We start from the raw sequence: 25,515 nt of genomic DNA, 5'->3' as shown, positions 1-25,515 counted from the left end.
GCTTATGAACAAAACGAATGTGTTTACGCACCCGTTCGGTAAAGTTTTCATTGCACTATTGGCGACTTTTTTGTGGGGGAGTGCGTTCCCGCTCATCAAAATCAGCTATCAGCAACTATCTATTGAAAAAACGGATTCGGCCAAGCAGCTTGTTTTTGCGGGTTATCGATTTGCGATAGCCGCGCTGCTGATTTTTGCGGTTATGTTGTTTTTTCGCAAAGCGGTGCGATACCAGCGGGGATCGCTGAAAGCTATTTTGAAGGTGTCCGCGCTACAAACCGTGCTGCAATACACGTTTTTTTATTTGGGGATCACCTTCAGCAGCGGTACCAATGCGTCGATCATCGCAGGGACAACTTCCTTTTTTCAAATTCTGGTAGCCCACTTTGTGTATAAAAACGATCAATTGTCCATCCGCAAGCTGATCGGTATTGCGATTGGATTCTGTGCGATCTTGCTTAGCAACTATCAGAACGCTGAACTGCATGACCTGATGAATCGCGGAGGAATACTGCTGCTGATTGCGATGTTCTTCGGAGCATGGGGAAATGTTCAGGCCAAACGGGAAGGGGCTACACTCGACGTATTCTATATAACTGCCTATCAAATGTTAATTGGCGGTATGCTCTTGATCATTTTTGGAGCTGTCCGGGCAGGCGTACTGCCGTTTGTTTTTAACGGTTACTCATTTTTGTGCTTGTTGTATCTGGCGCTGCTTTCTGCGGCCAGCTTCGTGTTATGGAATAATTTGATGAAACACAATCAAGTAGGTTCCGTTTCGATGTACTTATCGCTAATTCCGCTGTTTGGCGTAATGTTATCTTCTCTTTTCCTGAGAGAACCATTTCATTATGTGGTTTTGATTTCGTTGGCACTTTTAACCATCGGCATTCTTATTGTCAACGGCGAAAACAAAGGAGTGAAAGGATATGGGCAGCAAAACAATTTCCATTCATCATCATAAAGAAATTACAGTGTACCCCAATGTAGCTTATCCGCTGTGTTTTATATTGGCGGAGCCGCGATTAACAGGCTGGTACTACGAGCATTTTGTGAATGTATATTCGCAATGCTGGGGTGGGAACTTTTTTAGAATCGATTTTCTGGATTCCAGCCGTTTTTTTGGCGATATTCTGGATCGAAGATCTTATACGCTTGACGAAATGCGGGAGATGGACATAATTTCATTTATCAAGCAATCTATTAAAGATGGCTTCGGCGTCAATGTGTTTGCTGTGGATGAATATTATTTATCGGAGACGTCTTCTTACATGCACAAGCATTATATTCATGAAACGTTGGTGTATGGTTATGATGACGACAAAGCAAAGTTGCTGGTGGTCGGTTACGACCGAAACGGTGTATACACCCAGTTCACCTATTCCTACGAAGGGTTTGCCCGCGCATTTAAGGAAGGCGTGCTGAATGCCCCGGAATATTTGGTCGATGCGCTTCAAACGATTCGGTTACGTCATTTTTTTATGGACTATGAGTTCGAATTGTCTAATTTTGTAGCTGAATTGGGTAAATATTTGCAGGCTGTGCCTGATCGGAAGAAAATATTTTTTTCCATCGCCAGTGCGGACACGGTTGTTTCCGGTTTTAAAGTATATGAACAGATGTTACGTATTTTCGAAGAAAATATCCGCGGGAATTATGCCGTGCAGGTGAATTACAATGCGATTCATTTTATGAGCGAGCATGCAAAGGCTCTTAAAGAAAGATTTCTATACATTAGCAGACAGTACAAGGTGTCTGAAGACTTTGCACGCTTGGTCGAGGAATATGCTAGGGTTGAGAAGGAACTGGACACGGTTCGATTAATTTTTTTGAAACAAGCCCTGGAAGAAAGTGAATTTCGTGACATGGACTTCGTCAAAGATCCGCTGAAGCTTCGCGAGTTGCATAATATGATTACTTCAAGCAAGGCTAACGAATACGAGATATTGAGTCGCATATACGAGCAACTCATAAGGTGCTCAAGTAAGCATGCATGCAGCTTGCGGTGAACTAGAAAAAATAGGGTTAAACTTGAGGTCGCCTCTACTATAGTGGCGACTTTTTGATGTTTAGGTTAACTGAAATTAGGGGAGCTGCGGAAGAAATGGAGGAAATATGCTGAACTAGTTCATGAAATAGGCCGGAGAACGGCAACGGTCTCCGTCTGCGGACGGACGTCGTCGTGCTGCGTGCAGTGCTATAATCGGAAATGGGAAAAAGACCGGCCGGAACCGGAGCACGGAGCGGTGCGGTTAGATATTGCAAAAGAAGGTGAAGCAAGGTGAAGGAAAACAATAAAACGCTGGTGCTGATCGGTCTGATGATCGGGATGATTTTTGCCCAGCTTGACGAGACGGTGGTCACGACGGCGATGCCGTCGATTATCCGCGATTTGCACGGCTTGCCGCTGTACGGCTGGGTGGCCGGGGTGTACATGCTGGCCATGACCTCTTTTATGCCGATTATGGGCAAGCTGGCCGATCTGTTCGGCCACAAGAAAATTTACATGCTGTGCATGGGGCTGTTCATGCTTGGCTCGATCATTTCCGGCCTGGCGCCGTCGATGACGGTATTGTTGATTGGCCGCGCCGTACAAGGGATCGGGGCGGGCGGCTTGATGCCGCTGGCGATGGTGATTTTCGGCGACACGTATCCGTTGGAGCAGCGGGCCAAAATCCAGGCGTTCCTCGGTCCGGTCATGTTCGTGCCACAGCTGCTTGGTCCGGTTGTCGGCGGCGTTCTTGTCGACAAGATCAGCTGGCATTGGGTATTTTTCATCAACATTCCGGTCGGGATCGTCTCGGCGCTGATTATGGCCAAAGGCATGGTCGAAACCAAAGGCCACAGCCGTCCTTCCATTGACTGGGGCGGGGCGCTGGTGCTGATCGGCGCGCTGGTATCGCTGCTGCTGACCCCCGTGCTCAAGGAAACCAAAGGTTATGCCTGGAGCTCTCCGATGCTGGTTGGTCTGATCGTCCTGGGGCTTGCGCTGCTGGCCGCCTTTGTGTGGATCGAATCCAAAGTCAAGGAACCGATCATTCCGCTGCACCTGTTCCGCAACCGCAACGTGGTGGTGCTGTCGGCGCTCGTCTTTACGGTCGGCCTCGGCATTATCGGCGCCTTGTCGTCCTTCCCGTTTTATGCGCAAAATGTGATGGGGCTAAGCCCGACCGCAGCCGGCTATATGACGCTGCCGATGATGCTCGGCGGTATTTTGGCCAGTATGGCCAACGGCTTTACGCTGACGAAGCTGCGCTATCGCAACGTGTTTATCGTTTCGTTCATTCTGCCGATCATCAGCTTTGCGCTGCTGACCCAGCTTGGCGTGCAAACGTCGCTGATGTATGTGATTGTCAGCTTCTTTATCCTCGGTCTGGGCATCGGCGTGTTGTTCGCCGGCGACAATCTGATCGTGCAGGAATCGGTCCGCAAAGACGACAGCGGCGTAGCGCTATCGACTGTGCAGGTGTTCCAGTCGCTGGGCGCGACGGTCGGGTTCAGCTTTTTTGGCAGCATGCTGGCGACTTCGATTACCGGAGGCTTGCGCGGCGTACAGGGCGTGCCGGCTGAAGTTACTTCCAGTATCGCTAACGGCGGGATTCCGGCGGACCTGCCGTCTGACGTGCTGCTGAGCGTTCGCACGGTTTTCGCCGAGGCGTTTCAACATATGTATGTCATTGGACTGGTCATTGCCGTTATTACGTTCGTCATTTGCTGGTTTATGAAAAGCGAGATTTTGTCGCAAAAACAAAAGGATGCCGCGGGCGATCAGGCAACGCTAACCGCTTCGACACTTTCGTAGGTAAAATATTCATCCCGTTGATCGTTAACGGGGCTCATTCAGGCGCCGCGCGCTGTCATTAAGGCTTTTTCCGTCAGCCGCTTCCGATTGTGCGGGAGAAGCTTTTTTTTTTTCGACTGAATAAAAAGAACGGCGTGAGAAAAGCTACAAAAGGCTGAGAAATTCGCCATGCCGGTGGTCATATGAAACAAACATTAATAAAGTAAGTAAGTATGGATTTGAAATTGGCTAAAAATAAGTTATAATAAAACAGTAATGAAAAATTCCATTTTGAGAAGGGAAGTAGGAAGTACATGGCAACTGTATTGTATATCACTGCACATCCTCACGATCACCAAACCTCGTTCAGTCTGGCTGTAGGCAAAGCGTTCGTAGACGCATACAAAGAAGCAAATCCGGGCGATGAAGTCGTTCACGTCGATCTGTTCGACACGGAAATCCCGCAAATCGACGGCGATGTGTTCAGCGCTTGGGGCAAGCTGGCCTCCGGCACAACATTTGATCAACTGTCCGACGCCGAGAAAGCAAAAGTGGGCCGCCTTGGTCAAATCGTGGACCAATACGCTGCTGCCGACAAATACGTTTTTGCTTCGCCAATGTGGAACTTCTCCTTCCCTCCGGTGCTGAAAGCTTACATCGACGCCGTGTGCGTAGCCGGCAAAACATTCAAATACACCGAGCAAGGTCCTGTAGGTCTGCTGCAAGGCAAAAAAGCGGTTCACGTACAAGCCAGCGGCGGCGTGTATTCCCAAGGACCGGCAGCTGCATTCGAGAACGGCTTCAGCTATCTGAGCAAGGTGCTGCAATTCCACGGCATTACGGACATTCAGCCGATCTTTGTCGAGGGTATGGCCGCTCAGCCGGATAAAGCGCAGGAAATCAAGGAAAAAGCGATCGAGCGCGCGAAAGAGCTTGCCGCTACGTTCTAATTGCATTGGGCAACGCCTCGTCCCCCATCTTGGGGTACGGGGCTTTTTTGTCTGTTTATATGTCACATAATATAACGTAAAAGCGGGTATTTGAAAAGAATTCCGCTGAAAACTCGTCATTTTTTCGAAAATCGATTGACGAATTTGGATTTTGATGTTACCTTAATTTACATAAATGAATATCATATGTTTACTAGGGTTCCGCCGGCTGCACACCGGGTCAGGTCCAAGAGTAAACCGCTTCTGTCCATAGGCAGGAGTGACACGGAAGGATAAAAGCCTGGGAGATGTCATGAAGACGAATTTCGTCTTGTGATGTCTCCCTTTTTGCATCTGATCAGCCAAAAGGAGTGAAGCGGAATGGAAAACGGATGGACATCAACCCTGACGCCCGGGGGAAAATGGTCGGGCCAGATCGGCCGCGGCCGGCTGGTAAGGTTCACGGCGCTGGAGGCGGGCGCGAATGTGTCGCTGCTGCTTTACAGTAGCCACGACCGGAGCGAGCGCTACAATATGCCCGATACGCTGAAGGCCCAGCATACGGCGCATTTGACGCGCGGGCATGTGCTGATGAGCGATAACGGGCGCGTGTTGGCGAGCATCGTTGAGGATAGCCTGGGCTGGCATGATCCGCTGGGCGGCTGCACGACGCGGGAGGGCACCGAGGCCAAATACGGCGCGACCGACTTTCAGCGGCAGCGCAACGATTGGCTGCGCTCCGGCCGCGAGAATGTGACGGTGGAGCTGGTGCGCCACGGGCTCAGCCAACGCGATTGGATGCCGGTTGTCAATCTGTTCTCCAAAATCTGCTGCGATGAGCAGGGAGCGATGCGTTTCATCGAGGATCATTGTCCGGCCGGCGCGAGCGTTACCTTGCGCACGGAAATGGACGCGTTGCTGGTTGTGTCGAACACGCCGCATCCGCTCGACCCGCGCCCGGCGTATCCGTCCGTGCCGGTCAGGCTGGAGGTGCTGCCGGCCGATAAGACGGCTGACGACGATTACTGTGTGCATTTTCGACCGGAAAACCGCAGGGCTTTTGAAAATACATGGAATTACTACACGCTGCTCGGCTCGGACCGGACCTAATTCGCGAGGGGGATTAACAATGACACCATTTCATCGCACAGAAAGCTTGCGTCGGCCGGAAGAAGCGGTCTACGACCGTATTCTGCCGGCAGGAGAAGGATGGATGCATGAGCTGGCTCCAGGGCAGGTGCTGCGCATCGTCGATCTGGAGGGCAATCAGGCTGCCGATACGCTGTTTTACGATGCGGAGCAGCCGGAGGATCATTACAGCGTGCAGGCGACAATCGCTGCGCAAGGCCGCATTTATTTGACGGCGGGCTCCACGCTGCTGGCGGAATCGGGTAAGCCGCTGCTGCGTATCGTCGCCGATACATGCGGACGTCACGATACGCTCGGCGGATCGTGCTCGGCGCAAAGCAATACCGTCCGTTATGCATTTGACAAGGAAGCGATGCACAATTGCCGGGACACGTTCATGCTGCAGCTCGCTACATACGGCGGGGCCTATACGAAGCGCGATTTGGCGCCGAACATCAATTTTTTCATGAACGTGCCGGTTACGGAAGAAGGCGGGCTGCGGTTCGCGGACGGCGTGTCTGCGCCGGGCTGCTATGTCGAGCTGGAGTCGTTGTGCCGGACGACGGCGCTGATCAGCAATTGCCCACAATTGAACAATCCGTGCAATGCCTACAATCCGACGCCGATACGTCTGCTCATCTGGAACGGATAGGCAGGCAGGGCGGCGGGGAACAGATGAACGGAAAAAGGGGGCGTCTACCATGTTTACCAAGGTGCTTATTGCCAATCGCGGTGCGATTGCCGTGCGCATTGAGCGCACGCTGCGCAAGCTCGGCATCGCTTCGGTAGCTGTATATACAGAAGCCGATCAGGACAGCTTGCATGTCGATCAAGCGGACGAAGCCGTGCTGATTGGAGAAGGGGCGGCCAAAAGCAGCTATTTGAACGCTGAGCTGATTTTACAGACGGCGCTTGCGACCGGGGCGCAGGCGATTCATCCCGGCTACGGGTTTTTGAGCGAAAACGCCGATTTTGCCCGCGCCTGCCGCGACAGCGGACTGGTGTTCATCGGGCCGACGCCCGAGCAGATGGAGATGTTTGGCCTCAAGCATTCGGCGCGCGAGCTGGCGGGCCAAGCGGGGGTGCCGATGCTGCCGGGAACGGCGCTGATCGCCGAGCTGGAGGATGCGGTGCGCGAGGCGGCCGCAATCGGGTATCCGGTCATTCTCAAAAGCACGGCCGGTGGCGGGGGTATTGGCATGCGCGTCTGCGCCGATGAAGCCGAGCTGCGCGCTGCCTACGACGGCGTGCGCCACTTAGCGGAGGCGAATTTCAAAAACGGCGGGATGTTTTTGGAAAAATATATCGTTCGGGCGCGGCATGTCGAGGTGCAAATTTTCGGCAATCGGTTCGGCGAAGTGACGACGCTTGGCGAACGCGATTGCTCGATTCAGCGGCGCAATCAGAAGGTGCTGGAGGAAAGCCCGGCTTCGCTGCTGCCGGACGAGGTGCGCAAGATGATGTTCGCTGCCGCCCGGCGGCTGGCCGAGCAGGTCGGTTACCGCAGTGCGGGGACCGTGGAATTTTTGTACGATCCAAAGACGCATGCGTTTTATTTCCTGGAGGTGAACACCCGGCTGCAGGTCGAGCACGGCGTCACGGAAGAGGTGCTGGGCATTGATCTGGTCGAATGGATGGTGCGCGAAGCGGCCGACGAGCTGCGGGGACTGAACGAGCGGGTACGCGAGCCTGCCGGGCATAGCGTGCAGGTGCGAATTTATGCCGAGGATTGCTTGCAGCAGTTTCGTCCGAGCGCCGGACAGCTGGATCAGGCGATGTTTGCGCCGGATGTGCGCGTGGAGACATGGGTGCGCGACGGCATGACGATCACGACCTTGTACGATCCGATGCTGGCCAAAATCATCGTGCACGCCGACACGCGCGAAGCTGCGCTCGACAAGCTGCGGCAGGCGCTGGCCCAGACACGGCTGTACGGCGTTACGACCAATCTGTCGTATGTGCAGGCGTTGCTTGACGATCCGGACTGCCGCTCCGGTCAGGTGTATACGCGGATGCTGGGCGATTTTGCACCGGCCGAACGCGCGCTGGAGGTGCTGGACGGCGGTGTGCAGACGACCGTACAGGATTGGCCGGGCCGTACCGGCTACTGGGATGTCGGCGTGCCGCCCTGCGGACCGATGGATCCTTGGTCGATGCGCATCGGCAACCGGCTGCTCGGCAATGAGGAGCGGGCTAGCGGTCTGGAGCTGACGCTGCGCGGCGGCGCTTATGTATTTCGCAGCGACCTGCGATTTTGTCTGACTGGCGCGGACATGGGGGCGGAACTGGACGGCGAGCCGGTTCCGGTGTATACGCCGGTGCAGGCCCGGCGCGGCCAGACGCTGCGCCTAGGCGAAGCGCAGCTCGGAATGCGCGCGTACCTGCTGGTTGAGGGGGGCCTGGATATGCCGCTGGTGCTCGGCAGCGCTTCGACGTTCACGCTTGGCGGCTTCGGCGGTCACGGCGGACGCGCTTTGCGGCCGGGCGACGTGCTGGCGGTGCGCGCTGTCCCGCAGCGTGTGAGCGGCGCAAGGCCGCAAGGCGGGCGGTCGGACGCCAGGCCGAAGGCGGATGAAGCCGAGCCCGCTGGCGGCGTTCCTGCGGCTGGTGCTGCGATGAATGGGACGATGAATGAGGCGCTGGATATGGCGCTGGTTGAGGCACTGGATGCGACAGATGAGTCGATAGATGAAGAGATGAATGCGGCGACGACGTATGAAGCGATGAATGTGACGCTGGATGAAGCTAGGGATGTGACGACACATGCTGCACTGGATGCCACGCTGGATGAACCAATGGATGCGGCGATGAATGTGGTGCTGGATGCGGAGATGGATGGAGCGATAGATGCGGTGCCGGATACGGCGCTGGATGCGTTATGCTCGGAGCCGGCTGGGCGTTCGTGGTCGCTGCCGCTGGCTGACCGCCCGCAGCTGACCCGCGACTGGACCATTGGCGTTATACCCGGCCCCCACTGTACGGTGGAATTTTTGCAGCCGGAATATTTGACGCAATTGACAACAACCGAGTGGGAGGTTCATTTCAACAGCTCGCGCACCGGCGTGCGGCTGATCGGTCCGGCCCCTTGCTGGGCGCGGGAAGACGGCGGCGAGGCCGGTCTGCATCCGTCGAATATTCACGATAACGCGTATGCGGTCGGTACATTGGATTTGACCGGCGATATGCCGATTTTACTTGGACCGGACGGTCCTAGCTTGGGCGGGTTCGTTTGTCCGGTGACGACGGCATCGGCCGAGTTCTGGAAGCTGGGGCAACTGCATGCCGGAGATAAGGTGCGTTTCCAGCTTCTGACGCTGGAGCAGGCCGAGGCGCTGCGCGAGCTGCAAGAGCAGCAGCTTGCCGCGATCGAAAGATGGGCGGCAGGCTCATATCCGGCAGGCGTCCATACGGACGGAGGGCTGGAAGCTGTTGGCGCTGCGGAAGGGATGGGGCTCCCGGACGAAGCGCTGCAGGAAGCGTGGTTAACAAGAGACGGACGGGTGGAGGACATACTGCCGGAAGTGCAGGTGGTGGCGAGAGAGCTACCGGAGACGGTGCAGTCGGAGCAAGGGAAGCCCGAAATAAGATGGGATTCGGTGATGAAAGTGCTTGAGGGCCAACTGCCGGACGCGGAGAAATCGAAGCAGCAGCTTTCGAAAGAGCATATGTCCAAAGAAGCGTTGCCCGTAGTGCGGCTCCCCGAGCCATTGCCGGAGCTGGCGTCCCGGCCGGATTATCCTTTGTTAGCCGTCGAGCGGGCAAGTCGCGCGATTCCGATAACGGTCCGCTGCTGCGGAGATCGGAATTTACTGGTCGAATACGGCGATATGGAGCTGGATTTGCTGCTCCGCTTTCAGGTGCATGCGCTAATGCAGGCCGTGCAAGCCGACGGCGGGTTCCCGGTTCTCGAACTGACGCCGGGCATCCGCTCGCTGCAAATTCATTTCGATCCGGCGCGAATGACGGTGCGTGAAGCAGCGGCGCGTATTATGGAGATTGATCGGTCGCTGCCGCCATTGGAGTCGATTCGCGTGCCGTCGCGCATTGTCAGGCTACCCTTGTCATGGGACGATCCGGCGACACAGCTGGCCATTCAGCGCTACCAGCAAAATGTTCGTCAGGACGCTCCCTGGTGCCCGAGCAACCTGGAATTTATCCGCCGGGTAAACGGGCTGGAGCATGTGGATGATGTGCAGCGCATCGTTTTTGAAGCCAATTATCTGGTGTTGGGACTTGGTGATGTGTATCTCGGCGCTCCGGTAGCGACTCCGGTCGATCCGCGGCATCGGTTGGTGACGACCAAATATAATCCGGCCCGGACGTGGACGCCGGAAAATGCCGTTGGCATCGGCGGAGCGTATATGTGCGTGTACGGGATGGAGGGACCAGGCGGCTACCAGTTCGTCGGGCGAACGGTGCAGATGTGGAACCGGCTGCGGTCTACGGGAAGCTTTGTGCCGGGGAAGCCGTGGCTGCTGCGGTTTTTTGATCAGATTCAATTTTATCCGGTGGAAGCCGACGAGCTGCTGCGGCTGCGGGACGATTTTTTGCGCGGCAGGTTTGAAGCGGATATTACGGAGACGACGTTTGATTTGGGCGAATACGTGCGCTTTTTGGACGATATTCAGGAAAGTGCAGACGCGTTCCGCACGCGGCAGCAAACAGCGTTCGCCGCTGAGCGGGAAAGCTGGAAGCGGATGGGGCTGGCCGAGTACGTATCGGAGCAGGAGATGTCCGGCGATGCGGCTCCCGAGGAGCTGCCGGAGGGAGCGGCGGCTGTGCGTTCGATCATGCCCGGCAGCGTCTGGCAGGTGCTGGTGTCGCCGGGCCAGACGGTGCGTAAGGGCGACAAGCTGGCGATTCTTGAAAGTATGAAAATGGAGTTTCCGCAGCACGCGCCCTGCGACGGCATCGTACTGACGGTATGCGTGCAGCCGGGCGATCAGGTGCATGCCGGACAATTGCTGGCCGGCATCGGCGAGCTGCCTGCGGCAGCGGAGGAGGAGGTGGCGGCAGGATGAAAAGCAACTTGATTCCGTTCACGTTGACGATTTCCGGGCTGCGAGCGTTGTACGCAAGCGGCGCTTTGACGCCGCAAGAGGTTATTGCTGAAATTATAAGTCGTTCCGTACAGGACTACGCATATAACATATGGATTCTTGCGCCCGACTGGTCGCATATTCAGCCGTATCTGGAGCGGTTAAAGCAGCTTGATCCGACGGAAGCGCCGCTGTGGGGCATTCCTTTTGCGATCAAGGACAATCTGGATCAGGCCGGGCTGCCGACGACGGCTGCTTGTGCCGAGTATGCTTATGAGCCGAAGACGCATGCCGCTGTCGTCGAGCGATTGTTGGCTGCAGGCGCTATTCCGGTCGGTAAAACGAACCTCGACCAGTTCGCCACGGGCTTGGTCGGCGTGCGCAGTCCGTACGGCGAGACGGCCAACGCACTGCGGCCGGAGCTGATCAGCGGCGGCTCCAGCTCCGGCTCGGCTGTAGCCGTGGCTCGCGGGCAAGCGGCGTTTGCGCTTGGCACCGACACGGCCGGCTCGGGCCGCGTGCCCGCGGCGCTGAACGGCCTCGTCGGGTGGAAGCCGAGCGTCGGCGCCTGGCCGACGCTGGGGGTGGTGCCCGCTTGCGCCAGCTTGGACTGCGTCACGGTATTCGCGCACGAGCTCGACGACGTACTGGTCGTCGATCAGGCAGTGCGCGGTCCGCACGACGCCGACCCGTGGTCACGTTGCGTGCCGCTGCCGGAGCCGGAGCCGCCCGGCAGGCTGCTGCTGCCGAAGGAGCCCCCGGCGACGTATGGACCGTTCGCTGCGGAGTACCGCAGCGCATGGCTGGCTGCTGTCGAGCGTCTGCAGCAGCTGGATTTGCCCATTGCGTATATCGATACGCAATGGCTGGACGAGGCCGCCTCGTTGTTGTACGAGGGGCCGTGGGTGGCCGAGCGCTGGGCGGGGCTCGGCGAATTTATCGCCGCCCGGCCGGGGGCGGCGTTGGAGGTGACCGAGCGGATTTTGCGCTCGGGAGCCGGGACAGCGGCGGGCGGACGCTCCTATGACGCCGCTGCGTTGTTTCAGGCCCAGCATCGGCTGCAGGGCCTGAAGCTGCAAACGCGCCGACTACTGGCCGGCGCGGTGCTGGTGCTGCCCACGTGCGGCGGTACGTGGACGCGCGAGCAGGTGGCGCGCGATCCGATCGGTGCGAATCGGGATATGGGCCGTTATACGAATCACTGCAACCTGCTCGATTTATGCGCGGTTGCAGTGCCGGCCGGTGAAGCTGCGCCGCAAACGCCTTACGGCATTACCCTGTTTGCGTTGGCCGGACAGGAAGGGCTGCTGTGCAGCGTCGCTCAAGCATTCAGCATGCAGCGCTCGTTGTCCGCCGTTGCGGTTGGCATCGTTGGCCCATCCGCGCATAAGGTCGCGCCACAGCCCACGCTGGAGCATTCGTCCGCGCTGGCGCATTCGTCCGTGCCAGAGTCGTTGTCGCCACAGTTTGCACCCGCAAGCCCAGCCGTGCATGAGGTAGCGCCACAGCCCACGCTGGAGCATTCGTCCGTGCCAGAGTCGTTGTCGCCACAGTTTGCACCCGCAAGCCCATCCGCGCATGAGGCCGCGCCACAGCCCACGTTGGCGAACCCATCCGCACATGAGGTTGCGTCATCCGTGCCTTCGCCCGCAGCCGCCGCTGCGCCCGGCCCGCCAACGACGACGCCGGTCGCGGTCTGCGGCTTGCACATGCGCGGTTTTCCGCTAGAGGCGCAGATGCTCGCCAGCGGGGCGCGCTTCGTGCGCGAAGCCGCAACAGCGCCGCTCTACCGGCTCGTCAAGCTGCCGACAACGCCGTCCAAGCCCGGCCTGATCCAAACGCGCGAAGGCGGCGCGTCGATCCGGCTGGAGGTGTGGGAGATGCCATTGGCGCAGCTCGGGGCATTCACGGCCGCTATCCCCGCGCCGCTGGGCATCGGCAAGGTCCGGCTGTCCGACGGGGCGGAGGTTCCGGGCTTCGTCTGCGAGGCGTATGCCGCTGAAGAAGCCGAGGATGTCACCGCATACGGCAGTTGGCGCGCCGTACCGGGCACGGGTTGACGGACCGACCGGCTGACCCGGTGCTTGCTGACATCCATCTAAGCGCTGAGCCAGGTCTTGGCTGACAGCCCGGACGATGCTTGGCTGACATCCATCCATGAGCCGCCCGACGGGCGTTCGCTGGAACACGGCTCCGTGCCTTTGGGCGCGGGGCTTTTTGCCATGCCTGTTGCTGCTTATAACAAACGCCATTGCCCGCGCCGGAAACGGTTGCCGACAGGGGCAGCAGGCACTCCATTCTCCATAACCCCAAGCTGCACGGCAACCGCTGGCGCAGGGGAGTCGCGCTGCTGGAAGGATTTTCAACGCAATAAGCGAATGAGTACATCGAACAACTGAATGGAGATGCACATAAAGGAGAAGACGCAATGGCCTTTCAAATAGAAGAAAAATTCGTGATAGCGGTAGCGTCGAGCGCATTGTTTGATCTGGAGGCGTCCGACAAAGTGTTTCGGGAAAAAGGCGAAGAGGAGTACCGCAAATACCAGCATGAGCATGAGCACGTCGTGCTGGAGCCGGGCGTGGCGTTCCCGTGCATCAAGCGGCTGTTGCAAATCAGCGCTCAGGAGGGCGAGGACCGGCCGGTCGAGGTGGTGCTGCTGTCCCGGAACGACCCCGATACGGGCCTGCGCGTGTTCAAATCGATCGAGTATTACGGGCTGCCGATTTCGCGGGCCGCTTTCGTGACGGGCTCGAATCCTTTTGTATATATGGAAGCGTTTAACGCTTCGCTGTTTTTGTCGGCGGACTCGGACGATGTGCGGGCGGCCATGCGCATGGGCCTGCCGGCGGCGCGGGTGTTTCCGACGCAGTTTGTCGACGACGAGGCGGAGCCGGAGCTGCGGATTGCTTTTGACTTTGACGGCATCATTGCCGACGATTCGGCGGAAGCGGTCTATCAGAGTCGGGGGATGAAAGGCTTTCACGAAAGCGAAAAGCTCAAAGCGGACGAGGTGCTGCCGCCCGGCCCGCTGTTCAAATTTTTTGCCGGCGTGTCCCGGCTGCAGCAGCAGGAATGGGAGCGCAAACGGCGCGACCCCGGCTATGTCCCGCGCATCCGGATTGCGATTGCCACGGCCCGCAACGCTCCGGCGCACGAGCGCGTCGTCACGACGCTGCGCAATTGGGGAATCCGCATTGACGAGGCGTTTTTCCTCGGCGGGATCGACAAGGGGCGGATTATGAAAATTTTCCGACCGCATATTTTTTTCGACGACCAGCTTGGCCATATTGAAGGCGTGTCGAGCACGTATCCGTCGGCGCATGTGCCGTTTGGGATTACGAACGAGAGCTAGAACGGGTAACGGGACGAAATAAACGCTGCGTCACAGCCAGGCCGCGCCTCAGACGAAGCTGCGTTAGGCAGCGCACGCCTGGCAATACACGCCCGGCTCAGGGCGTTGGCCCGCAAAAGCGGCTTTCAGACTATTTTCATCCCTCAAGCCCACGATCCGATAGCTGCTCCTCGTAGCTTGCCAATCGCGCTTGTTGCGATTTGGGCAGGCCGTGCGATTTCGTTTTTACAGCGCAGTGCGGGCAGGAGCAATGGATTTTGCCCTTGGTCAGCGAGCCTGTGTGGGCAACGGTCCAGCCGATGCGGCGGGCGATCCGGCTTTTGCGGCGAACGACGCGGCTTCGCTGGTGTTGAACATAATCTGTGGGCCGATTATGGCGGTAAGGCTTCATAAAGTCAATCCCCTTTCCTGTCAAAAATACCCCTATCCTCTATTGTAAGCGAGCGCTTGCTTCCCCGCACCCTTTCAAGTTATGGCGCTAACGCGGTATAATAGTAAAGTGAATGCGTTACCATCCCCATTCGTTCAAGGAGGCTTCCCTATGACTGTCACTGTTCAAGAGATTGTGAACCGCCTGCTGAATCCGGTCAACGATACCGAGCCCGTCGAGAACACGGTCGATACGCTTAAATACGGAAATCCCGACGCGCCTGTCACCAAAATCGCCGTCACCTTTACCGCGACCTACGAAGTGCTGAAAATGGCGGTCGATGCCGGAGCGCAGCTGCTGGTTACACATGAGCCAACCTATTTTAATCACAGGGATGAAACCGATTGGCTGCAGGGCGATCCCGTTTACGAAGGCAAAAAGAAGCTGATTGAGGATTCGGGCCTTGCCGTGTTCCGTTTTCACGATTATGTGCATGATCGCTACGAGCCGGACGGCATCGGTCACGGTATGCTGCAAGCGCTCGATTGGAGCGCTTGGGCCGATCCGGCGCATCCGCGGCTGGTCGTTCTGGAGAAGCCGACTGCGGTCAAGGACGTGGCGGCGCATATCAAAAGCAAGCTGGACATCGATTCGCTGCGCTTGATCGGCTCTCCGGAGCTGGAGGTACGGCGCATCAGCCTGTTTCCCGGCGCTCCCGGCGGCGAACGGCAGATCCAGGAGTTTCGCGACTACGACATCGAGCTGATGGTGGCCGGAGAAACGCACGAATGGGAGACGAACGAATATGTGCGCGATGCGGTTGCGCTCGGGCTGGACAAGGCGCTGCTGATTATCGGTCATCAAAAAAGCGAAGAAGCCGGCATGCAGTACGCCGTCGATCTGCTGCGCAGGCTGTTCCCGAGCGTGGAAACGGTGTTTTTGCCGGGGCAGGTTGCGTTCCGCTCCATTTAACAGCCAATAACGAAGCTTATTTACCCTAAGGAGGAGCTATATGTTAAAAGTAGAATACCACGGTCATTCATGCGTACAGCTGACAAAAGGCGAGCATTCGCTGATCATCGACCCGTTCCTGTCGGATAATCCGGCAGCCGCCGTGAACCCGGATCAGGTCAAGGTCCAGCATGTGCTGCTGACCCACGCCCATGCCGATCATATTCAAGACGCCGCTTCAATCGCCAAACGCAACGACGCGACGCTGATTGCGATTCACGAGCTGGCCACCTACATGAGCTGGCAGGGCGTGCGCACGCGCGATATGAATATGGGGGGCAAAATCTCCCTTGGCTTCGCCGAGGTGCACATGGTGCCGGCGCTGCACAGCTCGGGCATCGTGCTGCATGAGCAGCAGCAGATTATTTACGGCGGCATGGCAGCCGGACTGCTGATTCAATGGGACGGCTTGACGATTCTGCATGCCGGCGACACGAATTTGTTTTCCGACATGAAGCTGATTGGCGAGAAGTTTGATATCGATCTGGTGTTTTTACCGATTGGGGATTTGTTTACGATGGGGCCGGACGATGCCGTGATCGCGGCCGAATGGCTGAAGGCGAAGAGGGTCGTGCCGGTTCATTACAATACCTTCAACCTGATCTCGCAGGATGGCGAGGCGTTCGTACGGGCCTTGGCGGAAAAAGGCATCGCAGGCCAACTGCTCAAGCCTGGCGAAGCGCTGGAGCTTTAGCCTGCGCGGGGTAGCGCGGTACGAGGCAGCGCGGTGTGGCCTGCGGGACAACGCGGTGTAAGCCTGCGGGGCAGCGCGGGCAGGTGGGCAGCCGGGCAGGTCGCTTCGGCGGACTGCCCATCCGGCAACTGACGCGCACGCCGGATTCCGGCTGCCGCAAGCAGCGGCGCTGTGCAGCTTGCACGTCAGGGCCAAGCAGCCCTGACGCCGGATTAGCGCCCGTCCTCGGCCGGCCGGCTCGGTCCGCGCCCGTAACGCAGCGCCGCCGACCGACCGGCCGCGCTCCGGCTCAATCCGCGGGCCTGCCCCCGCCGCCCTGCGGCTGGCGGCCCGGCCCGGCTGCGCCAAACCTCCCGCCGCCCACGCGTGACAGCCGGCAGGACCGTCCCCAGGGCCGGTCCTGCCGGCTATTCGCGCGCGGGCTGCGGCACTCCGTCGAACACGATGCTGACGAGATCGCCTTCAGCGATCACGCCCTCGCGTTCGACGGAGCAAACGATGCCGCGCCGGCCACCGGCGGCGCGGACAAACCGCTGGCTCAGTCCCGGCACGCCGGACTGAGCTTCCACCACGCGGCCCGGTCCGATGCAAGGCGGATTGTCGCCTTCGCAGACCAGTCCCGTGCCGTCGGGAAACAGCAGCCGGGCGCCCCGCGGCAGCTGGGTCAAATCGGCCAATCCGCTCAGCGCCAGATTGGCCCCGAGCCATTCCGGCAGCACGTGCGGAATGCCCAGTCGGGCCGCGATCAGCGCGCATTCCTCAGCCGAGACGACGCTGATTTGCCGGCGGTTGGCGATCAGCGTGCCGCGCCGGTAAATTGTCTGCCGCGAATCGGCTGGCCGCAGCAGGCCGTAGTGGCGATCACCGGGAATGCCGGCCAGCTCGACCGCAATATGCGGCTGGCGGGCCGTGACGAACGATGCGGCATCCGTCGTCATCAGGACCGCCTCGACCGTAGCGGTGAGGGCGGGAATTTTTTTGCGTGCGTTCATATGTACGTCAACCTCCGCTTCATTTGCTTATTGGAATAACTGTACTACACCTGACAACCGGCGTACAAGCCAATGAAGGCGGGTGCCGCCTCTTTCTTCGCGTCGCGTGTTGCTGGTATAATGGATAGATGGTTTGAAAAGATGGGAGTGCACACACATGAGCAAAAGCGAAGCTGCCTATCTCGGGCTTCTGCGGCATATTCTGGAGCAGGGCCAGCGGAAGGAGGACCGGACCGGGACGGGAACGATTTCCACGTTCGGCTATCAGATGCGGTTTGATCTGCAGGAGGGCTTCCCGCTGCTGACCACCAAGCGCATTCCGTTCCGGCTGATCGTCAGCGAGCTGCTGTGGTTTTTGAAGGGCGATACGAACATTCGCTACCTTTTGCGGCACAACAATAATATATGGAACGAATGGGCGTTCCAGCGCTGGATTGAAAGCCCGGACTATGCGGGACCGGACATGCGCGGCTTCGGACTGCGTTCGCAGCAGGATGCAGCGTTCAACGAACAGTATCAGGAGCAGATGGAGCTGTTCAAGCGGCGGGTGCTCGACGATGATGCCTTTGCTGCGGCCTACGGCGAGCTGGGTGACGTGTACGGCAAGCAGTGGCGTCAGTGGAAAACGACGGGCGGGGGCGTGATCGACCAGCTGCAGGATGTGCTGCGGATGATCCAAGCGACTCCCGATTCGCGCCGGCTGATTGTCTCGGCCTGGAATCCCGAGGACGTGCCGGGGATGGCGCTGCCGCCGTGCCATACGCTGTTTCAGTTTTATGTGGCGGCCGGCAAGCTGAGCTGCCAGCTGTATCAGCGAAGCGGCGATACGTTCCTTGGCATTCCGTTTAATATTGCCAGCTACGCGCTGCTGACGCATCTGGTCGCACAGGAGTGCGGGCTTGCGCCGGGGGAATTTGTGCATACGATTGGCGATGCCCATATTTACACGAATCATCTGGAGCAGATTCGCATTCAATTGGAACGGACGCCGCGTCCGCTTCCTGAGCTGCGCCTCAATCCCGAGGTGCGCTCGGTGTTCGATTTCGAGGTCGAAGACATCGGGCTGACGGGCTATGATCCGCATCCGGCGATCAAAGCGCCGGTGGCGGTATAAGCGGGGAGGAGAAAGCGATGAGCATTACGTTTATTGTAGCGATGGACCGCAGCGGCGCGATTGGACGCGAGAACCGGCTGCCGTGGCATTTGCCGGCGGACCTGCAATTTTTCAAGCGGACGACGATGGGCCACCCGATTGTAATGGGACGCAAAACGTACGAGTCCATCGGCAAGCCGCTGCCGGGCCGGCGCAATCTGATTTTGACGCGCAGCACGGAGTTTGCTGCTGTCGGCTGTGAAACGGTGCAAAGCGTGGCCGAGGCCGAGGAGCGGGTGGGCGCAGCGGCGGAGCTATTTGTGATCGGCGGGGCCGAAGTGTTCCACGCGGCGTATCCGCAAGCGGACAAGCTGATCCTGACGCGCATCGATCATGAATTCGAAGCGGATACGTATTTTTCCGAGTTGAATCTGGACGACTGGACGCTGGTTTCCGAGGAGCCGGGCATTCGCGATGCGCGCAATCCGTATGATTATCGATTTCTAATCTATGAGAGAAAGAGGGCGTAAACGATGGCGTATTTTGCAGTATTGCTGCCGATGAAGGATGAGGAGCTGAGCAAGGAGCATCGTCCGGCTCATTTGGCGTATCTGGATGCCCGCCGCAGCGAGGGCAAGATTTTTGCCAACGGCCGGTTCACCGACGGCTCCGGCGGTTTGGTCGTTTACATCGCCGATTCGCTTGAAGAAGCGACTGCGCTGGCGCAAGCCGACCCGTTCGTCGTGCACGGCGCGCGCCACTGCCATGTGCAGGAGTGGGATATCGTGATTGCCCAGCGCTAGAGCAAGCACGGGCGGAGACGGCGGTGCAACGGCATGGCTACAGATGCGGTGCGCTGTGGCGACCGCGCGGCTGTGAAAGACGCAGCGGCTGTTGAGTAGGCGGTATGCGCTCCAAGCGGTGCCAGATACCCAGGCGCATAAAAGCCTGCAGCAACGAAAAAAGCTTCCCCTCCGCGAGCGTTTCGCGGATCGGGAAGCTTTTTTGCGCGGCATCGGTATCGTTAAGCGCGTTTGCGCATCAGCGCAACCAGCAGCGCCAGCGCGCCGAGTACGACGCCGGCAATGCCGAGCGCCAGTGCGGCTGTCGAGCTGCCGGAGCCGCTGGCTTCAGCGCTGCTGCTCGCTGCGCCGTGGTCGTGGCCGTCGGAAGCCGCGCCGGCCGGTTTGGCTTTTACCATCGTCACCGAAGCCGGTTTATCCGAGCCGTCTGCGCCGACCCATTCAACGACGCTGCCGTCCTTGTACGTCTGGTACGCTTTCCAGGTAATTTGCGTCGCGGCGTCGCCGACTTTGCCTTGCATATTGAATTCGCCGAATTCCGTACTGCCCAGGCCGTCTCCCGTTGCCGTCCAGGTGACGCCGTTGATTTTGCCGCTGTCGTCTTTGGAAATTTCGTAGGTCCAGCCCGGTTTCGGCTCGAAGCGCGAAACGGCAACCTCGTTCGTATCGAATTTAACCTGTACTTTGGTCGTAGCGGAATCCTTCTCCGACGGCACGCGAACGGTGAATTTCTCATAAGTGCCTTGTGTCGTTTCCTTTGGATAAACAACAACGTGTGCGCTTGCGATGCCGCTAAGCAGCATCAATCCGGCCAATACGAGTCCGGCTTGCAGCAACCATTTTTTCAACATAGGTCATAGCCCCTTTTCGTCAATTTTGCTCATGTTGTACATCTTACCCGAAGATCGGGCTTGGCAGTATGGCTCAAGTGGGCTATTTTTGCCGGCTAGTTTTGACCTTTCTGTGTCAAACCGAATTTGATCGCGAAGGCGGTAAGCTGGACGCGATTTTCGAGCTGCAGCTTGTCGAGAATGTTTTTCATATGATTTTTAACGGTGTGCTCGGAAATCAGCAGCTTTTCGGCGATTTGCCGGTTGTTGAGTCCGGCGGCGACGGAAGCGGCAATTTCCTGCTCGCGGCTGGTCAGCATGCCCGGATGCGGCCCGTCGGGAGCGCTGCTTTGCGGGGCGCGGAAGCGGTGAAACAGCCGGTCGGCCATGCCGCGGGCGACGTCGGAATTGTCGTCGAGCAGGGCATGCAGATAGGTCAGCCATTCGTCAGGGTCCATATTTTTGAGCAGGTAGCCTTGGGCGCCGAATTGCAGGGCAGTGAACAAATCGGCGACATCGTCGGACACCGTCAGCATGACAATACGGATGTGCGGAAAGCGCTGCTTGATGCGACGCGTCGCTTCGAGACCGTTGACCGGCGACATGTGAATGTCCATCAGCACCAGATCAGGCTGCACCTCGCCGCACAGCAGCAGCGCTTCTTCGCCGTGAACGGCTTCGCCGACGACATAAAAGGCCGGGTCCGCGGCAAGCAGGCTGAACACGGCCTTGCGCGCCAATGGATGATCGTCGGCAATCAGCACGCGGTAAACAGGATTCATGCCCGTTTGCTCCCTTCCGCTGTCTGATGTGCCGCGGCCGCCGGATACGCAGCCGACACCACGGTTCCGCTCTCGCCGTCCGGGGCTTGGCCGATCGCAAGCGTTGCGCCCAGCTCGGCGGCGCGCTTGGACATCAGCTCTGTGCCGTACGTTTTGCGGGCGCTGCCCGGCTCGCCCAGCCCGCAGCCGTCATCGGCAATACGCAGACGCCAGCTTCCGGGAGCCGCCGTGAGCAGGATCGTCGCATGACGCGCCCGCGAATGCTTGCGGATGTTCGTGAACGCCTCCTGCACAATGCCGAACAGCTGCACCTCTTCGGCAGCCCGGAAGGCGTCCGGCGTGACTTCGATTTGCGTCGCCACGGCGATACCTGACGCTGCTTGCCAATCCTGCAGCCATTTATTCAGCCGGGAAGCGAAGGCGACGCCATCCTCCGGCGGCGTACGCAGGTTAAAAATCGCCTGACGCAAGGAATTGTCGATTTCGGATACGGCCGCTTTCGCTTCTTCCAGCTCGCCCTGCTTCAATTTAACATTCAGAAAAAACAGCGTTTGCGCCAAGTCGTCATGCAGCTCGCGGGCCAGCCGTTCCCGCTCCTCATAGACGGCGCGCCGCGCTTCGCCTTCGGTCAGCCGGTCGTTGATGCGCTTGATTTTCTCAAACATCCAGGTCGCGAACCAATAAGAAAGCACCAGCGTAATAATGGTGATTACAAAATTTCCGGCTTCCATCGTCAAATAATACAGTAAAAATTCATGCCGCACGTACTCGAAGCCGCCGATAATGAAAACCGGCACCAGCACGGTAAACAGCTTTAATGTGCGAAGAGACATAGCGGAATCTCCTTTAAGTGATCGTTCGTCCATCTTCATTATAAGGAAGTTTGTCTGCTTTGTGTACTTGAGCGCGATAGGCTCTTCTCAAGCTACTCAAGTTGTGCTACATTATGTAATAATCGTGCTACGAATTGTGCGAAATTGGAAAAACAGCAATGAACGCAGAGACAAAGACAGGGGGAGTCTTGGGATGTGGAAGCAACTGATGCGCGACAAGCGCAGCTGGGCCGGTTATGTGATTGTAGTGGGTTTGCTGCATGTGCTCGGCTTGGCCGGCTTGATCAGCGTGGCGCCGGGAATGCCGACGTTTTGGGGACTTGGCCTGCTGGCGTATACGCTGGGGATGCGTCATGCGTTTGACGTCGATCATATCGCGGCCATCGACAATACGGTGCGCAAGCTCGTGCAGCAAAAGATGAGCCCGCTGGGCGTCGGATTTTATTTTTCGCTGGGGCATTCCTCGGTCGTGTTTGTAATGGCGGTCGCAACGGCTTTGTCCGTGCAGTGGGCGCAGCGCGAGCTGCCGTGGATGTCGGAGGTGGGCGGCGTGATTGGCGCATCGGTGTCGGGCGCGTTCCTCGTGCTGATCGGACTGCTGAATCTCGTTATTTTGCTCCAACTGTTCAAGCTGTTCCGCCAATATCGGCAAGGCAAGCAAAATGAAGAGGAATTTGAGCGGCTGCTGGAGGCGCGCGGATTTTTTACCCGTTTGATCAAGCCGTTTTTTGCATTTATCCGCCGCAGCTGGCACGTGTATCCGCTCGGTTTTTTGTTTGGACTCGGCTTCGATACGGCCAGTGAAATTGCCCTGATCGCGATTTCGGCCAGCGCGGCGAAGGACGCGGTTCCGTTCGTCGGCGTCGTGTCGCTGCCGCTGCTGTTTGCTGCTGGCATGAGCCTGTGGGACACGGCTGACGGCATGTTTATGTCGAAGGCGTACAAATGGGCATTCACGACGCCGGCGCGCAAGCTGTATTACAACTTGACGGTTACGACTGTCGCAGTGATTGCGGCGCTGATCGTGGGCGTCATCGAGCTTGGTCAGGTCATCGGCGAACGGGTTGGACTGCAAGGGGCATTCTGGACCTGGCTCGGCGAGCTGGATTTCGGTTCGCTCGGTTATGTGCTGGTGGCTGTGTTCATTGTGGCCTGGGCGGTGTCCGTCGGGCTGTGGAAATGGCTGCGGCTGGAGGAGCGTTGGAGCGCCAAGCTATAAGGGAAAAAGCAAACAGGCGGCTGGAGCCGTTTTCGCAACATGAGCAGAGCTGTGGGTATGCCGCGGCTCTGCTTCTTTTTTTCCAAAGTACGTAACCCTCCCACACGCATCCCGCGCCGCGTCTTTCGTTTGCGCTCCGTTCGAATATGAAGCTTTCGTTAAGGGGATTCTAGCCAAAGGAAAGGCACCTTGGATCGAACGGGAGGAACGGCCAGAGCATGATTGAATTTCAGCATGTTTCCAAAATCTATCCGAACGGTACGGTCGGGCTTAACAATATTCAGCTGACCATTCAACCCGGCGAGTTCGTCGTGGTGGTCGGCTTGTCCGGTGCGGGCAAGTCGACGCTGCTGCGAGCCGTCAATCGGCTGCATGAAATTACGGATGGACAGATTCAGATCGACGGACAATCGATCACTCGGGCTTCGGGAGCGAAGCTGCGGCGGATGCGCCGCGATATCGGGATGATTTTTCAAAGCTTTAATCTGGTCAAACGCTCCACGGTGCTGCGCAATGTGCTGTCCGGGCGGGTCGGCTACCATTCAACGCTGCGCACGGTGCTCGGTTTGTTCCCGCAGGCTGACGTCAAGCTGGCGCTGGAGGCGCTTGAGCGGGTGAATATCCGTGACAAAGCTTTCGTTCGCGCCGATCAGCTTTCCGGCGGGCAGCAGCAGCGGGTTTCGATTGCCCGCGCGCTGGCGCAGGAAGCCAAGATCATTTTGGCCGACGAGCCGGTCGCTTCGCTGGACCCGCTGACGACGCGGCAGGTGATGGACGATTTGCAGCGGATCAACCGCGAGCTGGGCATTACGACCATCGTCAATTTGCATTTCATCGATTTGGCCCGCGAATATGCGACGCGCATTATCGGGCTGCGCGCCGGAGCGGTTGTCTTCGACGGCCCGGCCGCAGCGGCCACTGACGCCGTATTTGCCGATATTTACGGACGGCCCATAGCCGAAAGCGAGCTGCTGGCAGGAGGGCAAGCGTGATGAAAGCAACCGCTGCGCGCCGTCCGGACCGGATCAAGCTTTATCTGAACGCACTGCTCGTGTTGATCCTGCTGGTCGGCAGCGCCTACCGCACCGACGCCAGCCTGACCGGCCTGATCGTCAACGCCGATCAATTTTTCGTTATTCTGGGCGACATGCTGCCGCCGCATTGGGCGTATGTGCCGACGGTGCTCGGCCCGATGCTGGAAACGCTGCAAATGGCTATCCTTGGCACAACCGCCGGGGCGCTGCTGGCTGTTCCCGTCGCCTTGCTCGCTTCGCGAAACGTGTCGCGGTATCCGGCGCTGTATATACCCGCGCGCTTCATCCTCAATCTGCTGCGCGCCATGCCCGAGCTGCTATATGCGACGCTGTTCGTCACCGTGGTCGGCATCGGTCCGCTGGCCGGCGTGCTGGCGCTGCTCATCTTTTCCTTCGGCATCGTCTCCAAGCTGCTGTACGAATCGATTGAAGCCATCGACCCGGGACCGCTCGAAGCGATGACGGCGGTGGGTGCGAATCGGCTGCAGTGGATACATTTCGGCGTCGTGCCGCAAATAACGGCTTCGTTTATCAGCTATTTTTTATATACGTTTGAGGTCAACGTGCGCGCTTCCGCGGTGCTCGGGATGGTCGGCGCCGGCGGCATCGGATTTCTGCTGGAGCGCTCGCTCAATCAGTTCCGCTACGACAACACGGCAACGATTGTGCTCGCGACGTTTCTGGTCGTGTTGCTCATCGATTACATCAGTCAAACGATCAGGGAGAGGTGGCTATGAAAGGCGAACTCCCGTTGCGCACATGGAGCTGGCAGCGCGTCCGCTTCTGGCTTGCCGCTTTGCTGGCGGCGCTGGTCTACATTTGGGCGATTCGCGGCGTCGAATTTACGTCAATCAAGCAAAACGCCGGCGACATTACCGCTGCAATTTTTCGCGGGCTGCTGCATCCCGACTGGAGCTACGTCTATTTGCCGGAGGGCGAGGATCTGCTGCGCGGCATTCTCGATACCCTGGCGATCGCCGTACTCGGCACGTTCATTTCCGCCGTGCTTTGTCTGCCGTTTGCGTTCTGGGCCGCAGTCAATATGAGCGCGAGCCGCTGGATTTCCGGTTCCGGCAAAATCGTCCTGACCTTCATTCGCACCTTTCCCGAGCTGGTGCTCGCCGTTATGTTTATCAAGGCGGTAGGTCCCGGTCCGTTCGCCGGCGTGCTGGCGCTGGGCTTGCATTCGATCGGCATGCTCGGCAAGCTTTATGCCGAAGCGATTGAGAATATGGACCGCGGCCCGGCCGAAGCGCTCACCGCCTGCGGCGCCAACCGGATACAGACCTTGTGGTTCGCTGATCTCCCGCAAGTGCTGCCCGAATTCCTTTCGTTTACGTTGTACCGCTTTGAAATCAGCGTCCGCTCAGCAGCGATCCTCGGCATCGTTGGTGCGGGCGGGATCGGCACGCCGCTGATCTTTGCGTTGGAGGCCCGCGGCTGGCCGCGTGTCGGCATCATCGTACTCGGTATTATCGTCACGGTAACGATCATCGACTATGCTTCTTCCTATTTGCGTAAAAAGCTGGTCTAACCCGCTCGCCGCGCGCGACTCCCGGATGGCGGGAGCAGGCGCGTGCCGGCGTCGCCGCTCCAAGCCAAAAAGGGCTGCTTCCTGCCAA

General features: G+C 58.3%; 23 protein-coding genes and 1 riboswitch. Of the genes, 18 read left to right on the top strand and 5 right to left on the bottom strand.

The features are described from left to right. The first annotated feature begins 4 nt into the window (after positions 1-4). From B5M42_RS10975 to B5M42_RS10935, 9 genes are all read left to right on the top strand, one after another. The gene (locus B5M42_RS10975) at positions 5-964 is read left to right on the top strand and encodes a DMT family transporter (RefSeq protein ID WP_134754535.1); all 960 of its coding nucleotides are present in this window, start codon (positions 5-7) and stop codon (positions 962-964) included. After that, positions 930-2,009: a hypothetical protein gene (locus B5M42_RS10970; protein ID WP_134754533.1), complete on the top strand. Its 1,080-nt coding sequence runs from the start codon at positions 930-932 to the stop codon at positions 2,007-2,009. Before B5M42_RS10975 ends, B5M42_RS10970 begins: the two co-directional genes overlap by 35 nt. Positions 2,010-2,281: 272 nt before the next feature. Beyond that, positions 2,282-3,802, top strand: coding sequence for an MDR family MFS transporter (locus tag B5M42_RS10965; RefSeq protein ID WP_230632855.1), 1,521 nt, complete (start codon positions 2,282-2,284; stop codon positions 3,800-3,802). 293 nt (positions 3,803-4,095) lie between these two features. Then, on the top strand, positions 4,096-4,731 hold the full coding sequence (locus B5M42_RS10960) for an FMN-dependent NADH-azoreductase (protein WP_134754531.1): 636 nt from the start codon (positions 4,096-4,098) through the stop codon (positions 4,729-4,731). Positions 4,732-4,913: 182 nt separating this feature from the next. Continuing rightward, positions 4,914-5,020, top strand: a riboswitch (guanidine-I (ykkC/yxkD leader). 71 nt (positions 5,021-5,091) lie between these two features. After that, positions 5,092-5,820: an urea amidolyase associated protein UAAP1 gene (locus B5M42_RS10955; protein WP_134754529.1), complete on the top strand. Its 729-nt coding sequence runs from the start codon at positions 5,092-5,094 to the stop codon at positions 5,818-5,820. A 19-nt stretch (positions 5,821-5,839) separates the two neighbouring features. Further along, positions 5,840-6,490, top strand: a complete 651-nt coding sequence (locus B5M42_RS10950) for an urea amidolyase associated protein UAAP2 (protein WP_134754527.1) — start codon at positions 5,840-5,842, stop codon at positions 6,488-6,490. Between the two features lie 49 nt (positions 6,491-6,539). Next, a complete protein-coding gene (locus B5M42_RS10945) occupies positions 6,540-10,859 on the top strand; it encodes an ATP-binding protein (protein WP_230632854.1) in 4,320 nt (1,439 codons plus the stop codon). After that, entirely contained in the window at positions 10,856-12,937 is a 2,082-nt protein-coding gene (locus B5M42_RS10940; RefSeq protein WP_230632853.1) for an allophanate hydrolase, read from the top strand. Before B5M42_RS10945 ends, B5M42_RS10940 begins: the two co-directional genes overlap by 4 nt. Before the next feature lie 368 nt (positions 12,938-13,305). After that, on the top strand, positions 13,306-14,232 hold the full coding sequence (locus tag B5M42_RS10935; RefSeq protein WP_134754525.1) for a 5'-nucleotidase: 927 nt from the start codon (positions 13,306-13,308) through the stop codon (positions 14,230-14,232). A gap of 136 nt (positions 14,233-14,368) precedes the next feature. Here the strand turns inward: B5M42_RS10935 and B5M42_RS10930 are convergent, their stop codons facing one another. After that, the gene (locus B5M42_RS10930; protein WP_134754523.1) at positions 14,369-14,623 is read right to left on the bottom strand and encodes a hypothetical protein; all 255 of its coding nucleotides are present in this window, start codon (positions 14,621-14,623) and stop codon (positions 14,369-14,371) included. A gap of 150 nt (positions 14,624-14,773) precedes the next feature. Between B5M42_RS10930 and B5M42_RS10925 the strand changes: the two genes are divergently transcribed. Next, on the top strand, positions 14,774-15,574 hold the full coding sequence (locus tag B5M42_RS10925; RefSeq protein WP_167690045.1) for a Nif3-like dinuclear metal center hexameric protein: 801 nt from the start codon (positions 14,774-14,776) through the stop codon (positions 15,572-15,574). Positions 15,575-15,614: 40 nt separating this feature from the next. Further along, positions 15,615-16,307: a metal-dependent hydrolase gene (locus B5M42_RS10920; protein WP_134754519.1), complete on the top strand. Its 693-nt coding sequence runs from the start codon at positions 15,615-15,617 to the stop codon at positions 16,305-16,307. Positions 16,308-16,714: 407 nt separating this feature from the next. Here B5M42_RS10920 and B5M42_RS10915 read toward each other — a convergent pair whose 3' ends face one another. Continuing rightward, positions 16,715-17,299 (bottom strand): MOSC domain-containing protein, encoded by a 585-nt coding sequence (locus B5M42_RS10915; RefSeq protein ID WP_407946121.1) that lies wholly within the window; start codon positions 17,297-17,299, stop codon positions 16,715-16,717. A 157-nt stretch (positions 17,300-17,456) separates the two neighbouring features. On the opposite strand from B5M42_RS10915, the gene B5M42_RS10910 reads away from it, so the two are divergent. The 3 genes from B5M42_RS10910 to B5M42_RS10900 are packed head-to-tail and all read left to right on the top strand — an operon-like array spanning position 17,457 to position 19,195. Next, complete coding sequence (locus B5M42_RS10910) at positions 17,457-18,413, top strand: thymidylate synthase (RefSeq protein ID WP_134754517.1); 957 nt, start codon at positions 17,457-17,459, stop codon at positions 18,411-18,413. A gap of 17 nt (positions 18,414-18,430) precedes the next feature. Beyond that, positions 18,431-18,922, top strand: coding sequence for a dihydrofolate reductase (locus B5M42_RS10905; RefSeq protein ID WP_134754515.1), 492 nt, complete (start codon positions 18,431-18,433; stop codon positions 18,920-18,922). A 3-nt stretch (positions 18,923-18,925) separates the two neighbouring features. Further along, positions 18,926-19,195, top strand: a complete 270-nt coding sequence (locus tag B5M42_RS10900; RefSeq protein WP_134754513.1) for a YciI family protein — start codon at positions 18,926-18,928, stop codon at positions 19,193-19,195. A 221-nt stretch (positions 19,196-19,416) separates the two neighbouring features. Here B5M42_RS10900 and B5M42_RS10895 read toward each other — a convergent pair whose 3' ends face one another. The 3 genes from B5M42_RS10895 to B5M42_RS10885 all read right to left on the bottom strand — a co-directional run bounded on the left by B5M42_RS10895 (position 19,417) and on the right by B5M42_RS10885 (position 21,640). Continuing rightward, a complete protein-coding gene (locus B5M42_RS10895) occupies positions 19,417-20,046 on the bottom strand; it encodes a YcnI family copper-binding membrane protein (protein ID WP_209280741.1) in 630 nt (209 codons plus the stop codon). A 95-nt stretch (positions 20,047-20,141) separates the two neighbouring features. After that, positions 20,142-20,807: a response regulator gene (locus B5M42_RS10890; RefSeq protein ID WP_134754511.1), complete on the bottom strand. Its 666-nt coding sequence runs from the start codon at positions 20,805-20,807 to the stop codon at positions 20,142-20,144. Next, positions 20,804-21,640: a sensor histidine kinase gene (locus B5M42_RS10885; RefSeq protein WP_134754509.1), complete on the bottom strand. Its 837-nt coding sequence runs from the start codon at positions 21,638-21,640 to the stop codon at positions 20,804-20,806. Before B5M42_RS10885 ends, B5M42_RS10890 begins: the two co-directional genes overlap by 4 nt. A 193-nt stretch (positions 21,641-21,833) precedes the next feature. On the opposite strand from B5M42_RS10885, the gene B5M42_RS10880 reads away from it, so the two are divergent. From B5M42_RS10880 to phnE (B5M42_RS10865), 4 genes are all read left to right on the top strand, one after another. Continuing rightward, positions 21,834-22,859: a HoxN/HupN/NixA family nickel/cobalt transporter gene (locus B5M42_RS10880; protein ID WP_230632852.1), complete on the top strand. Its 1,026-nt coding sequence runs from the start codon at positions 21,834-21,836 to the stop codon at positions 22,857-22,859. A 218-nt stretch (positions 22,860-23,077) separates the two neighbouring features. Further along, on the top strand, positions 23,078-23,851 hold the full coding sequence (phnC, locus tag B5M42_RS10875; protein WP_134754507.1) for a phosphonate ABC transporter ATP-binding protein: 774 nt from the start codon (positions 23,078-23,080) through the stop codon (positions 23,849-23,851). After that, a complete protein-coding gene (gene phnE, locus B5M42_RS10870) occupies positions 23,851-24,630 on the top strand; it encodes a phosphonate ABC transporter, permease protein PhnE (protein ID WP_134754505.1) in 780 nt (259 codons plus the stop codon). The genes phnC and phnE (B5M42_RS10870) overlap by 1 nt, the downstream gene beginning before the upstream one ends. Continuing rightward, entirely contained in the window at positions 24,627-25,427 is an 801-nt protein-coding gene (phnE, locus tag B5M42_RS10865; RefSeq protein ID WP_167690042.1) for a phosphonate ABC transporter, permease protein PhnE, read from the top strand. The genes phnE (B5M42_RS10870) and phnE (B5M42_RS10865) overlap by 4 nt, the downstream gene beginning before the upstream one ends. Positions 25,428-25,515: the final 88 nt, after the last annotated feature.

This window comes from Paenibacillus athensensis, assembly GCF_004514475.2.
GTDB classification, from domain to species: domain Bacteria; phylum Bacillota; class Bacilli; order Paenibacillales; family NBRC-103111; genus Paenibacillus_AL; species Paenibacillus_AL athensensis.
This window is presented reverse-complemented; position numbering and strand designations above follow the sequence as displayed.